12 protein-coding genes and 1 tRNA gene are annotated in these 12347 nt (G+C 65.6%); 6 read left to right on the top strand and 7 right to left on the bottom strand.

Annotated elements, in window-relative coordinates; translation table 11 throughout:
* The first annotated feature begins 21 nt into the window (after window positions 1-21).
* From ABID97_RS16580 to ABID97_RS16565, 4 genes are all read left to right on the top strand, one after another.
* Window positions 22-1551: a leucyl aminopeptidase gene (locus tag ABID97_RS16580; RefSeq protein WP_354399529.1), complete on the top strand. Its 1530-nt coding sequence runs from the start codon at window positions 22-24 to the stop codon at window positions 1549-1551.
* Window positions 1548-1991, top strand: a complete 444-nt coding sequence (locus tag ABID97_RS16575; protein WP_354399528.1) for a DNA polymerase III subunit chi — start codon at window positions 1548-1550, stop codon at window positions 1989-1991. Before ABID97_RS16580 ends, ABID97_RS16575 begins: the two co-directional genes overlap by 4 nt.
* The gene (locus ABID97_RS16570; RefSeq protein WP_354399527.1) at window positions 1991-2407 is read left to right on the top strand and encodes a hypothetical protein; all 417 of its coding nucleotides are present in this window, start codon (window positions 1991-1993) and stop codon (window positions 2405-2407) included. The genes ABID97_RS16575 and ABID97_RS16570 overlap by 1 nt, the downstream gene beginning before the upstream one ends.
* Window positions 2408-2541: 134 nt before the next feature.
* Window positions 2542-3747 (top strand): branched-chain amino acid ABC transporter substrate-binding protein, encoded by a 1206-nt coding sequence (locus ABID97_RS16565; protein WP_354399526.1) that lies wholly within the window; start codon window positions 2542-2544, stop codon window positions 3745-3747.
* A gap of 88 nt (window positions 3748-3835) precedes the next feature.
* Here the strand turns inward: ABID97_RS16565 and ABID97_RS16560 are convergent, their stop codons facing one another.
* The 5 genes from ABID97_RS16560 to ABID97_RS16540 all read right to left on the bottom strand — a co-directional run bounded on the left by ABID97_RS16560 (window position 3836) and on the right by ABID97_RS16540 (window position 6372).
* Entirely contained in the window at window positions 3836-4228 is a 393-nt protein-coding gene (locus ABID97_RS16560; RefSeq protein ID WP_354399525.1) for a response regulator, read from the bottom strand.
* A gap of 108 nt (window positions 4229-4336) precedes the next feature.
* Window positions 4337-4693, bottom strand: coding sequence for a hypothetical protein (locus ABID97_RS16555; protein ID WP_354399524.1), 357 nt, complete (start codon window positions 4691-4693; stop codon window positions 4337-4339).
* A gap of 185 nt (window positions 4694-4878) precedes the next feature.
* Window positions 4879-4969, bottom strand: a tRNA-Ser gene (locus ABID97_RS16550).
* Between the two features lie 24 nt (window positions 4970-4993).
* Window positions 4994-5923, bottom strand: a complete 930-nt coding sequence (locus tag ABID97_RS16545; RefSeq protein ID WP_354399523.1) for an SPFH domain-containing protein — start codon at window positions 5921-5923, stop codon at window positions 4994-4996.
* 23 nt (window positions 5924-5946) lie between these two features.
* On the bottom strand, window positions 5947-6372 hold the full coding sequence (locus ABID97_RS16540; protein WP_354399522.1) for an NfeD family protein: 426 nt from the start codon (window positions 6370-6372) through the stop codon (window positions 5947-5949).
* Window positions 6373-6480: 108 nt separating this feature from the next.
* Between ABID97_RS16540 and ABID97_RS16535 the strand changes: the two genes are divergently transcribed.
* Window positions 6481-8781, top strand: coding sequence for an Orn/Lys/Arg family decarboxylase (locus ABID97_RS16535; protein WP_354399521.1), 2301 nt, complete (start codon window positions 6481-6483; stop codon window positions 8779-8781).
* Between the two features lie 33 nt (window positions 8782-8814).
* On the opposite strand, the gene ABID97_RS16530 is transcribed toward ABID97_RS16535, so the two are convergent.
* Complete coding sequence (locus ABID97_RS16530) at window positions 8815-9684, bottom strand: DNA ligase (protein WP_354401791.1); 870 nt, start codon at window positions 9682-9684, stop codon at window positions 8815-8817.
* A gap of 43 nt (window positions 9685-9727) precedes the next feature.
* Complete coding sequence (gene fabI / locus ABID97_RS16525) at window positions 9728-10510, bottom strand: enoyl-ACP reductase FabI (protein WP_354399520.1); 783 nt, start codon at window positions 10508-10510, stop codon at window positions 9728-9730.
* A 37-nt stretch (window positions 10511-10547) separates the two neighbouring features.
* On the opposite strand from fabI, the gene ABID97_RS16520 reads away from it, so the two are divergent.
* The gene (locus ABID97_RS16520) at window positions 10548-12344 is read left to right on the top strand and encodes an extracellular solute-binding protein (protein WP_354399519.1); all 1797 of its coding nucleotides are present in this window, start codon (window positions 10548-10550) and stop codon (window positions 12342-12344) included.
* The last annotated feature ends 3 nt before the right edge of the window (window positions 12345-12347 follow it).

Raw genomic sequence — 12347 nt, 5'->3', positions numbered from 1 at the left:
CGTTCGAGGAAAAAAAGGATTATGGACTTTCAGCTCAAGACCCTCACCGTGGCCCGCGCAGCGGCCGAAAAATCCGACCTGCTGATCGTGCTCGTCGGCAGCGCTCCCCTCACCGCCAAGGACCCGCTTTCCGCCCTGATTGCCAGCGCCCGCAAGGCCGGCGACCTGCCCGACAAGGCGGGCAAGCTGCTCTCCCTCTACCAGCCCGACGAAGTGGTGGCCCCTCGCGTCGTGCTTGCCGCCATCGGCGACGGCAAGCCCGCGTCGGTGCGCAGCGGCGTCATTGCGGCGGTCAACGCGGCCAAGGCCAACGGGCCCAAGCGCGTCACCATGGTTTTCGCGCAGGACGCCGATGGCGCCGCAGTGGCCGGTGCCGTTGCCGCGGCGGCCGACGCGAGCTATGTCTATACCACCACCAAGCCCTCGAACGGCGAGAACGGACGCACCATCCGCAACCTCACGCTCGGCCTGCCCAACGCCGCGGCGCTGGGCAAGGCCTTCGACGAGGCCCGTGCCACGGTCGCCGGCATCGAGTTCGCCAAGGAATGGGGCAACCGCCCCGGCAACTATTGCACGCCCACCTTGCTGGCCGATGCGGCCAAGGGCCTCGGCAAGCTGCCTCGCATCAAATGCGAGGTGCTCGGCCCCAAGGAGGTGCAGAAGCTCGGCATGGGTTCGTTCGCGGCCGTGGCGCAAGGCTCGGCCGAGCCGCTGCGTTTCATCGTGCTGCGCTACCAGGGCGGTCCCAGGGACCAGGCGCCCGTGGTGCTGGTCGGCAAGGGCATCACCTTCGATACCGGCGGCGTCTCGCTCAAGCCGGCCGCCGAAATGGACGAGATGAAGTTCGACATGTGCGGCGCGGCCAGCGTGCTGGGCACCTTCCGCGCGCTGGGAGAAATCCAGCCGGCCATCAACGTGGTGGGCCTCGTGCCCACCTGCGAGAACATGAACGACGGCCGCGCCATCAAGCCCGGCGACGTGGTCACCAGCATGAGCGGCCAGACCATCGAGGTGCTCAATACCGATGCCGAAGGGCGCCTCATCCTGTGCGACGCACTGACGTACGCCAAGCGCTTCGAGCCGGCCGCCGTGATCGACATCGCGACGCTCACCGGCGCGTGCGTGGTGGCACTGGGCGGCGTGCGCAGCGGTCTTTTCACCGCCGACGAAACACTGGCCGCGGCGCTGCAGGCCGCAGGCGAGGAATCGCAGGACCGCTGCTGGCGCCTGCCGCTGGACGACGAATATGCCGAAGGCCTGAAGAGCAACTTCGCCGACGTGGCCAACGTGGCGGGCCGGGCCGGCGGAGCGATCACCGCGGCCAAGTTCCTGCAGCGCTTTGCCGGCGATTTCGCCTGGGCGCACCTGGACATCGCCGGTACGGCCTGGAAGAGCGGGGCGGCCAAGGGCTCCACGGGCCGCCCGGTCGGGCTGCTGGTGTCCTATCTCATGGCGCGCGCCCGCGGCGATGCGGCAGCGGCAGCCGCGGCGCCAAAGGCCGCACGCAAGAGCACCGGTTCGGCCAGCCGAAAGGCTCGGTCTGCACAGTGACCGAAATCGGCTTTCATTTCAATGCGCCGGACAAGCTGAACTACGCCTGCCGGCTGGTTCGCAAGGCCGTGAACGCGCGCGGCCTCCAGGTGGTCGTGGTGGGCGAGGCGCAGATGCTCCAGGCAATGGATGCCGCGCTCTGGCAGCTGTCGCCTTCGGACTTCATCGCCCATTGCCACGCCGATGCGCCAGCCCACGTGGTCGCGCGCTCGCCGGTGGTTCTTGCAGCCGGCAGCGGCGACGCGGCATCGCTGCCGCACCGCGAAATGCTCGTGAACCTGGGGGCCGAGGTCCCCGCGGGATTCGAGCGCTTCGAGCGCCTGATCGACATCGTGAGCGACGACCCGGAAGACCGGCAGATCGGCCGCTCGCGGTGGCGGCACTATGCGGACCGGGGCTACACCATCCAGCCGCACGACTTTGCAAGGAGCGCTTCCTGATGGCCAGCACGCTGCGTACACCGCCCCGGTTCGTTCCCACATTGACCACGGTGCTCGACCTGCCCGCAGAGGCTGCCCAGGCCGGCGCGGCCGAGCCGGCGAGCCCTCCGGCCGCCGCGCCGCCGCCGCCGGTCGACCTGGCCGAAGCCGTTGCGCTGCCCCCGGCCGAGCAGCGCTCCGATGCCGAGATCGTCCGCCTCGAAGAGCAGCTTCTGCACCGCGTGCTGCAGCGTGTCGACCTCTCGCTGGAAGAGCGCTTGAGCGACACGGTCTCCGCGGCCGTGCAGCAGCAACTCGATGCGATGGTGCCCCGGTTGCGCCAGGAAATCGAGGCCGTATTGCATGCCTTGGTGATCGAGGCAATGGCCGCCGAGCTCTCCGAAAACACAGGGTCTGTGCCAACTTCCGGCGCATAGAGCTTCAGCTAAACTGCGCGCCAGGTCGGTAGGCGGGAGGGTGCCGCTGGTCTGCGGCGCGGAACTTGCGAGGTCTGCGCGCCCGGATCGAACGACCGGTTTTTGCTTTATTCATCAATGTTCTGGAGGTTCTCATGCAATTGAAATGGACTGCGGTCGCACTGGCTGCTCTCACGCTTGTGGCTTGCGGCAAGAAGGAAGAAGCTGCTGCTCCGGCCGCCCCGGCGCCCACGGCAGCGGCCCCCGCACCTGCAGCGCCTCCGGCTGACGCCCTGATCGTGAAGATCGGCCACGTCGGTCCCACCAGCGGCGCCATTGCCCACCTTGGCAAGGACAACGAGTTCGGCGCCAAGATGGCCATCGAAGACCTGAACGCCAAGGGCCTCAAGATCGGCGACAAGGTTGCCAAGTTCGAACTGCTCGCAGAAGACGACGCCGGCGATCCGAAGCAAGGCACGGCCGTGGCCCAGAAGCTGGTCGACAGCAAGGTCAACGGCATCGTGGGCCACCTGAATTCGGGCACCACCATTCCCGCTTCCAAGCTCTACAGCGACGCTGGCATTCCGCAGATCTCGCCGTCGGCAACCAACCCCAAGTACACGCGCCAGGGTTTCAAGACCACGTTCCGCGTGGTGGCTGACGACACGCAGCTCGGCGGCACGCTCGGCAAGTACGCGGTCGAAACCCTCAAGGGCAAGAACATCGCCGTGATCGACGACCGCACGGCCTATGGCCAGGGCGTTGCCGAAGAATTTGAAAAGGCGGCCAAGGCTGCTGGCGCGACCATCGTCGGCCACGAGTTCACCACCGACAAGTCGACCGACTTCAACGCCATCCTGACCAAGCTCAAGGCCACCAAGCCCGACGTGCTGTTCTTCGGCGGCATGGACGCCGTGGGCGGCCCGATGCTCAAGCAGGTCAAGCAACTCGGCCTGAACGTCAAGTTCATGGGCGGCGACGGCCTGTGCACCAGCGAACTGCCCAAGCTCGCTGGCGATGCCATCGGCGAAGAGATGGTGGTTTGCGCCGAAGCCGGCGGTGTGGACGGCGACTTCAAGCAGCCGCTGGAAGACTTCAAGGCCAAGTTCAAGGCCAAGAACGGCGTCGAAGTGCAGATCTATGCACCGTACGTCTACGACGCCGTGAACGTGCTGGCCGAAGCCATGGTCAAGGCCGGTTCGTCCGACCCTGAAAAGTACCTGCCGGAAGTCGGCAAGGTGCAATACAAGGGCGTGACCGGCCCGATCGCCTTCGACGAAAAGGGCGACATCAAGAACGGCGCACTGACGCTCTTCACCTACAAGGGTGGCGTGCGTACGCAGATCGCCGTGGTTCGCTGATCGGTTTCCCCGACGCGACTGCGCGCCTCCGGGCGCTAGAAACAAAAAGGGCCTTCGGGCCCTTTTTTATTGCCTGCCGGCGATGGCCTCAGTTCAGCCCGGCAAAGCCCGAAGGCCGGTCGGTGTTGCAATATTCGATGAAGGCGTCGAGGTCGCGCGACTTGTCGAACACTGCGTCGGCGCCCAGGGCCTCGCAGCGCGCGCGGATGTCGGCTGTCACGTAGTTGCTCAGCACCACCACGCGCTGGCCCGGGCCGCGCGACTTGCAGCCCGAGAGCACGCCAAGGCCGGAGCCTTCCTTCAGGAAAAGATCGACGATCAGCAGTTGCCAGTCGCGGGGATGGGCGGCGAGCCAGGCGAGCGCATCGGACTCGGTTTCGGCAAAGCCGACGACCTGGCCGTTGACCAGGTCTTCGAGCGCCGGTACCAGGTTGTCCCTGATGGTCTTGTTGTCCTCGACGAGGAACGTGATGAGGGCCATGCCGTGGTTTCGCTTTGAGAACCAATAGCGTAGCGTGCCGGATGAGTCAGCAGCGTAGGAGAAGGGATACGGAGCGAACCGTTCGCTGTCAATGCCCGCGCGCGACGTTCAATCCGTCGCGCCAGAGCGGATTCTTGCCTTGAGTTCCTCGGCCTGCGCCTGGCTCTCGTCGCGCTGGGCCGTGATCTCGAGCCGCTTCTCGATCTCCTCGCTCAAGGCGGCATTCACCTCGGCCAGTGTTTCGGCCGACTTGGCCAGCTTCTCTTCGAGCTGGTTGGTGTGCTCGATGGCCTGGGCCACTTCGCCAACCTGGATTTCTTCGGGCAGCTCCTGTTCGAGCACCGTGTTCACGACCGCCAGGTTGTCCGAAGCCCGCTGCACATCGGCCGCGACCGCTTCGGTCTTTTCCAATGTCTGTTCGAGCGACGTGCCGCCGCGCGGCGAGGGTTGTGGTTGTCCGGCCATCCGGGCTCCTTTAGCAGGCGTGAAAAGTAAGACTTTGGATCGTACCGCCAGTTGAGGCCGGCGGGGCAGCCCGGCGCGCGTTGCCAGTGCGCAACGAGGCAGCAAAAAGCCCAGGATGCTGGAAGGCAAACTGGGCTTTTCTTCTGACTCTCATGTTCGCGAACGGTTGCGAACATTCAATTCTCTGGCGGAGCAGGCGGGATTCGAACCCGCGGAGGGCTATTAACCCTCACACGCTTTCCAGGCGTGCGACTTAAACCGCTCATCCACCGCTCCTGAGCCCTCGATTGTAGCAGTCGCTCAGGCCGGATTCGAGGGCTTGCCCGCCTGAACCATGCGCATGGCCGAGGCGATGAGCGCGGCGGTTTCGCTCATGTTGCTGGGCACGATCAGCGTGGTCTTGGAATCGGCCGCGACCTTGCCGTAGGCATCGACCGCACGCTCGGCCACCTTGAGCTGCACAGCCTGTTCGCCGCCGGGCTGGCGGATGGCTGCTGCCACGCGCTCGATGGCGTCGGCCGTGGCGGTGGCCACGGCCGTGATGGCGGCCGCCTCGCCCTGGGCATTGTTGATCTGGGCCTGCTTCTCGCCTTCGGAGCGGGCAATGAAAGCTTCGCGCTCGCCGGTGGCGATGTTGATCTGTTCCTGGCGCCGGCCTTCCGACGCTGCAATGAGCGCGCGCTTGCCGCGTTCGGCCGTGATCTGGGCTTGCATGGCCAGCAGGATTTCCTTCGGCGGCGTCAGGTCCTTGATTTCGTAGCGCAGCACCTTCACGCCCCAGTTGAGCGCCGCCTCGTCGATGGCCGCAACCACCTGCGCATTGATGACGTCGCGCTCCTCGAAGGTCTTGTCGAGTTCGAGCTTGCCGATCACGCTGCGCAGCGAGGTTTGCGCCAGCTGGGTCACGGCCACGATGTAGTTCGACGAGCCATAGCTCGCACGCATCGGATCGGTCACCTGGAAGTACAGGATGCCATCGACCTGCAGCTGGGTGTTGTCCCGCGTGATGCAGATCTGGCTCGGCACGTCGAGCGGGATTTCCTTCAGGCTGTGCTTGTAGGCAACCTTGTCGATGAACGGGATCAGGAAATTGGGCCCGGGCGTCATCGTGCTGTGGTACTTGCCGAGGCGCTCGCGCACCCAGGCGTTCTGCTGGGGAACAAACTTGACCGACTGGCTGATGACGATCACCGCAATGACCAGGATGATGATGGGAACTGAATATTCCATGATGTTTTCCTCTTGAATTCCGATTAGGTTTTTTCGACCACCAGGCGGCTGCCGACGACCTCGACCACGCGGTGCTCGCCGGCGGCGGGGGCGTGGCCGGCGCGCGGCACCACGGTCCACTGGGCACCCCGGTAGCGCACGGTGGCCGTGCCGTCGGGGTTCCAGGCCTCGATGTGGATGATCTCGCCGATGTCCAGGTTCAGGTCGCGATTCGAGCCGGTGGGCGGCTGGGGCGGACGCCGCCCGTGCACCACATACCAGGCCAGCACCGCACCCACGCCCACCACGGCCGCCACCACCAGTTGCACGACCGTGCCCGCACCCAGGTGCGCCGCCACGGCAGCGGCCGCGAAGCCAATGGCCAGCAGCAGCAGGTAAACCGTACCCGAGAGCAGTTCGAGCACGATGGCCGCCCCCGCTATCAGCCACCAGATGGTGGAATTCGCCATGTCTTCTCCTCTTTGATGGACGCCCGACATTCTGAGTCAAAAGCTCACGCAATCCTTCATCCGGATTCCGTACACTTCGCGCCTTATTGCCTGTCCGGAGCCCTGCTCATGAAATTTCGCTTCCCCATCGTCATCATCGACGAGGACTTCCGCTCCGAAAACACCTCGGGCCTCGGCATTCGCGCGCTTGCGCAGGCCTTCGAAAGCGAGGGCTTCGAGGTGCTGGGCGTCACGAGCTATGGGGACCTGAGCCAGTTCGCGCAGCAGCAAAGCCGCGCCAGCGCGTTCATCCTGTCGATCGACGACGAGGAGTTCACGGTCGGCCCCGACCTGGACCCCGCCGTGCTGAGCCTGCGCAGCTTCATCGGTGAAGTGCGCCGCAAGAACGCCGACGTGCCGATCTACATCTACGGCGAAACCAAGACCTCGCGCCACATCCCGAACGACATCCTGCGGGAGCTCCACGGCTTCATCCACATGTTCGAGGACACGCCCGAGTTCGTGGCGCGCCACATCATCCGCGAAGCCAAGAGCTACCTGGAGGGCGTGCAGCCGCCGTTCTTCAAGGCGCTGATCGACTACGCCGAAGACGGTTCGTATTCGTGGCACTGTCCGGGCCACTCGGGCGGGGTCGCGTTCCTCAAGAGCCCGGTGGGCCAGATGTTCCACCAGTTCTTCGGCGAGAACATGCTGCGCGCCGACGTCTGCAACGCCGTGGAAGAACTCGGCCAGCTGCTGGACCACACCGGCCCCGTGGCAGCCAGCGAGCGCAATGCGGCGCGCATCTTCAACGCCGACCATTGCTTCTTCGTGACCAACGGCACCAGCACCAGCAACAAGATGGTGTGGCACCACACCGTGGCGCCCGACGATGTGGTGGTGGTCGACCGCAACTGCCACAAGTCGATCCTGCACGCGATCATCATGACCGGCGCGATCCCGGTGTTCATGAAGCCCACGCGCAACCACTTCGGCATCATCGGCCCGATTCCCAAGAGCGAGTTCGAGCAGAGCGCCATCAAGGCCAAGATCAAGGCCAACCCGCTGCTGGCCGACGTGGACCACGACAAGGTCAAGCCGCGCGTGATGACGCTCACGCAGTCGACCTACGACGGCGTGATCTACAACACCGAGACCATCAAGAACATGCTCGACGGCTACGTCGACACGCTGCACTTCGACGAAGCGTGGCTGCCGCACGCGGCCTTCCATCCGTTCTACGGCGCCTATCACGCCATGGGCAAGCGGCGCGTGCGGCCCAAGGAGTCGCTGGTGTTCGCGACCCAGTCGACCCACAAGCTCCTGGCCGGCATCAGCCAGGCCAGCCACGTGCTGGTGCAGGACTCGCAGAATCGCGCGCTCGACCGCGACCTGTTCAACGAGGCCTACCTGATGCACTCGTCAACGAGCCCGCAGTACGCGATCATCGCGAGCTGCGACGTGGCGGCCGCCATGATGGAGCCGCCCGGCGGCACGGCGCTGGTGGAGGAGAGCATTCTCGAAGCGCTGGACTTCCGCCGCGCCATGCGCAAGGTCGAGGACGAGTTCGGCAAGGACGAGTGGTGGTTCAAGGTCTGGGGCCCCGAGAAGCTCGTCGACGAAGGCATCGGCCGGGCCGAAGACTGGATCATGACGGGCGAGAAGAACGGCAAGCGCAGGAGCAAGAAGTCGCCGCGCAACTGGCACGGCTTCGGCGAGCTGGCCGACGGCTTCAACATGCTCGACCCGATCAAGTCGACGATCGTCACGCCCGGCCTCGACCTGGAAGGCAACTTCGCCGAAACCGGCATTCCCGCCAGCGTGGTGACCAAGTTCCTCGCCGAGCACGGCGTGATCGTGGAGAAGACCGGCCTGTACAGCTTCTTCATCATGTTCACCATCGGCATCACCAAGGGCCGCTGGAACACGCTGCTCACGGCGCTGCAGCAGTTCAAGGACGACTACGCGCGCAACCAGCCGATGTGGCGCATCCTGCCCGAGTTCTGCCAGCAGCACCCCGGCTACGAGCGCCTCGGCCTGCGCGACCTGTGCCAGCACATCCACCAGCTGTATGCGCGCTACGACGTGGCGCGGCTCACCACCGAGATGTACCTGAGCGATCTCACGCCGGCCATGAAGCCGAGCGATGCCTTCGCGCACATTGCCCACCGCAAGACCGAGCGCGTGGAGATCGACGAGCTCGAGGGCCGCATCACCACCAGCCTGATCACGCCTTACCCGCCGGGCATCCCGCTGCTCATCCCGGGCGAAGTGTTCAACAAGAAGATCGTCGACTACCTGCGGTTCTCGCGCGAGTTCAACCTGCAGTGCCCGGGGTTCGAGACCGACATCCACGGCCTCGTGGCGCGCATCGACGAAACCGGCAAGAAGCGCTACTACGCGGATTGCGTGGCCGCGCCGAAGAAGTAGCGGACACGGCAGCGCGCCAGCGCGCCGTGCCCTTCAGGAGGAGGGCAGGTCGAGGCGCACCCGCACGAAGCGCGCGAACCTCGGCAGGCCGCCGGGGTGGGTGCCGTCGAAGCGGTAGGTCACCCAGCTTCCGAGGGCGGGCGGATCCTCGCGCTCGGCGTCGGTCAGGCCGGTGCCCAGCTTGAAGCGCTTGCCCTCGGGCGTTTCGACCAGCAGCGCACCCAGGCGGCCGCCATGCCGGCCCTTGCCCGGAACATGCCCGACGACCCGGGCCTCGGCGTCTTCGTGGAGCTTGACCTTGAGCAGGTCGCTGGTGCGCTCGGCGCGATAGAGCGAGCCGCCCCGGTGCAGCATCAGGCCTTCGCCGCCCATCTTCACCGTCTTGTCGAGCAGTGCCTGCAACTCGGCGGGCGTGGTGGCGCGCTCCTGGGGCACGGCAACCACCCACGGCGCGTCGGTGATCGGCAGCAGCTTGCGCAGCGCCGCGAGCCGCGCTGTGAATTCGCCGCCGTGGCCCGGCAGGTCGAACACCATGAAGCGCATGCTGTGCCAGGCGGTGTCGTTCGGCGTCTGGCTGCGCACCGTGGCCACCGCGAGCGCAAACTGGCCCCGTCCGGCCCACAGCTCGCCGTCGAGCGGCTGCTTCGGCAGCCTGGCCGTGAACCACGCGGGGGCCATCACCGGCTCGCCGCCGCGCGTCCAGAGCCGCGTACCGTCCCAGTAGCCGCGCACCCCGTCGTATTTTTCGCTGACCCAATAGTCGGCCAGGGCCATGCCCGGGCGGTAGGCCTCGGCCAGCATCAGGGCCGGCGGGGCCTCGCGCGCCGTCGCCGCGCGGGCAGCAAGCACACCGACGCCTGCAAGCAGCAGGAGCCGCCGGGTCAGCCGGACGCCGCCGCGCATCGGCAAGGCGGCAATGTTCCGCGGAAACTGCAGGGTCGGCCCCTTACTCGGCCATTCCCGCGACAACGTTGCTGAAGCCGCCGTCCACGTAGGTGATCTCGGCCGTCACGCCACTGGCCAGGTCGCTCAGCAGGAAGGCGGCCACGTTGCCCACTTCCTCGATGGTGACGTTGCGGCGCATCGGCGACGCGTCGGCCACGGCGGACAGCATCTTGCCGAAGCCCTTGATGCCGCTGGCGGCCAGCGTCTTGATCGGGCCGGCGCTGATGCCGTTGACGCGCATGCCCTTGGGGCCGAGCGACGCCGCGGTGTAGCGCACCGACGCCTCGAGCGACGCCTTTGCCAGGCCCATGGTGTTGTAGTTGGGCAGCGCGCGCTCGGCGCCCAGGTAGGTCAGCGTCAGCAGCGCCGACTTGTCGTTCAGGTAGGGCAGGGCGGCCTTTGCCATGGCCGGGAAGCTGTAGGCGCTGATGTCGTGCGCGATCTTGAAGCCCTCGCGCGACAGGCCCTCGAGAAAGTCGCCCGAGATCGCCTCGCGCGGCGCAAAGCCGATGCTGTGCACGAAGCCGTCGAACTTGGGCCAGACCTGCGCCAGATCGGCAAAGAGCTTGTCGATCTGCGCGTCGTCGCCCACGTCGCAGTCAAAAATAAGCTTGGAGCCGAAGTCCGCGGCGAATTCGGTGATACGGTCCTTGAATCGCTCGCCGACGTAGCTGAAAGCAAGCTCGGCGCCTTGTTCGTGACACGCCTTGGCAATGCCATAGGCAATGGAGCGATTGCTCAACACGCCGGTGATCAACAGTTTTTTGCCGGAAAGAAAGCCCATGAAGTTGCCTCGTGAAAATCTTGGGCAGAATTCTCGCATGCGGGCTTGGCTGCTTTTTCTCCTGATGCTCTGGGCGGCTCCTTCATGGGCCGCCCATGCCTATGCGCAATTCGGCGATGTCAAGTATCCGCCGGGCTTCACGCATTTCAGCTACGTGAACCCGAATGCGCCCAAGGGCGGCGAGATCCGAATGGTGCCGCCGACGCGGCCCACCAACTTCGACAAGTTCAACCCATTCACCTTGAAGGGCACGGCGCCCTACGGGCAGGGCGTGCTGGTGTTCGAAACCCTGCTCGCAGGCAATTCGGAGGAACCGACCACAGCCTATGGCCTGCTGGCGGAAGACGTCGAGGTGCCCGCCGACAAGCTTTCCGCCACATTCCGGCTCAACCCCAAGGCGCGCTTCAACGACGGCTCGCCGGTGCTGGCTGCGGACGTGGTGTATTCCTTCGAAACGCTCAACAGCAAGCTCGCAGCGCCCCAGTTCCGAACGATCTTTGCGGAGGTGAAGGGCGTGCGCGCACTCGACGAACGCACGGTGCGCTTCGAGTTTGCAAGGCCCAATCCGGAGCTGCCCTTGGTGGTGGGCGGCATGGCGGTGTTCAGCCGCGCCTGGGGCGGCGGCAAGCCCTTCGACCAGATCATCAGCGAGGTGCCGATTGCCTCCGGCCCCTACAAGCCCGCGAGCGCACGGCTGGGCCGCGACATCACCTATGTGCGAGACCCGCGCTATTGGGGCGCCGAGCTGCCGGTGCGCCGGGGACAGTTCAATTTCGACCGGATCTCGTTCAAGAACTACCTGGACGACACCTCCCGCTTCGAGGGGCTCAAGGCCGGTGAGTTCGACTTCATGCGCGAATTCACATCACGCAACTGGGCGCGCCAATACAAGGGCAAGCAGTTCGAAAGCGGCGAACTCGTGAAGCGCGCCTTCGAAAACCGCAACCCCGGTGATTTCCAGGGCTACGTATTCAACCTTCGCAAGGACAAATTCAAGGATGTCAGGGTTCGCCAGGCCATCGGGCTGGCAATGGATTTCGAATGGCTCAACCGCCAGCTGTTCTACGGGCTCTACACGCGCGTGCAGGGTTACTTCCCCAACAGCGAGTTCCACGCCGAAGGCTTGCCAAAACCCGACGAGCTGGCGCTGCTCGAACCGCTGCGCGACAAGCTGCGCCCCGCAGTCTTCGGACCGGCCGTGATCTCGCCCAGCACCGCGCCGCCAGGAAGCCTGCGCGAGAATCTGCGCCGTGCAAGGGCGCTCCTGGCCGAGGCGGGCTGGACCTACCGCGATGGCGCGCTGCGCAACGCCAGGAACGAGCCGTTCACCATCGAGTTCCTGAACGACCAGCCCTCGCTCATCCGGGTTGCCACGCCGTTCCAGGGCGCGCTGCAGAAGCTCGGCATCGAGATGCGCTTTCGCACCGTCGATTTCTCGCTGTCGCAGCAGCGCATGGACAATTTCGACTTCGAGATGACGAGCGTGCGCCTGTCGGGCAGTACCGCGCCTGGAGGCGAGTTGCTCGACTTCTTCGGGTCCAAGGCGGCCGAGACCCATGGCTCTTCCAACATCTGGGGCATTGCCGATCCGGCCGTCGATGCGCTGGTGCAGAAGGTGCTCGGTGCCACAACCAGGCCCGAACTGCGCACGGCGGTGCGCGCGCTCGATCGCGTGCTGTCGCACGGCTACTACTCGATCCCGCAGTACTACGGGAGCGCCTTCCTGGTCGGCTACCGGCCGCGGCCTGTCGTACTGCCCGATGTCGTTCCCCCGTATTACCAGGCCGACGCCTGGGCGATGACCACCTGGTGGGCGGCGCCCTCGAACAAATAGAAA

Origin of the sequence: Variovorax sp. OAS795, assembly GCF_040546685.1 — a bacterium.
GTDB lineage: Bacteria > Pseudomonadota > Gammaproteobacteria > Burkholderiales > Burkholderiaceae_C > Variovorax.
The sequence above is the reverse complement of the archived record's forward strand: the minus strand, read 5'-3'. Positions and strand labels throughout refer to the sequence as shown.

Coding starts and splice junctions, on each gene's coding strand:
- ABID97_RS16580 (WP_354399529.1), top strand. CDS start 22: ATGGACTTTCAGCTCAAGACCCTCACCGTGGCCCGCGCAGCGGCCGAA.
- ABID97_RS16570 (WP_354399527.1), top strand. CDS start 1,991: ATGGCCAGCACGCTGCGTACACCGCCCCGGTTCGTTCCCACATTGACC.
- ABID97_RS16565 (WP_354399526.1), top strand. CDS start 2,542: ATGCAATTGAAATGGACTGCGGTCGCACTGGCTGCTCTCACGCTTGTG.
- ABID97_RS16560 (WP_354399525.1), bottom strand. CDS start 4,228: ATGGCCCTCATCACGTTCCTCGTCGAGGACAACAAGACCATCAGGGAC.
- ABID97_RS16555 (WP_354399524.1), bottom strand. CDS start 4,693: ATGGCCGGACAACCACAACCCTCGCCGCGCGGCGGCACGTCGCTCGAA.
- ABID97_RS16545 (WP_354399523.1), bottom strand. CDS start 5,923: ATGGAATATTCAGTTCCCATCATCATCCTGGTCATTGCGGTGATCGTC.
- ABID97_RS16540 (WP_354399522.1), bottom strand. CDS start 6,372: ATGGCGAATTCCACCATCTGGTGGCTGATAGCGGGGGCGGCCATCGTG.
- ABID97_RS16535 (WP_354399521.1), top strand. CDS start 6,481: ATGAAATTTCGCTTCCCCATCGTCATCATCGACGAGGACTTCCGCTCC.
- ABID97_RS16530 (WP_354401791.1), bottom strand. CDS start 9,684: ATGCGCGGCGGCGTCCGGCTGACCCGGCGGCTCCTGCTGCTTGCAGGC.
- fabI (WP_354399520.1), bottom strand. CDS start 10,510: ATGGGCTTTCTTTCCGGCAAAAAACTGTTGATCACCGGCGTGTTGAGC.
- ABID97_RS16520 (WP_354399519.1), top strand. CDS start 10,548: ATGCGGGCTTGGCTGCTTTTTCTCCTGATGCTCTGGGCGGCTCCTTCA.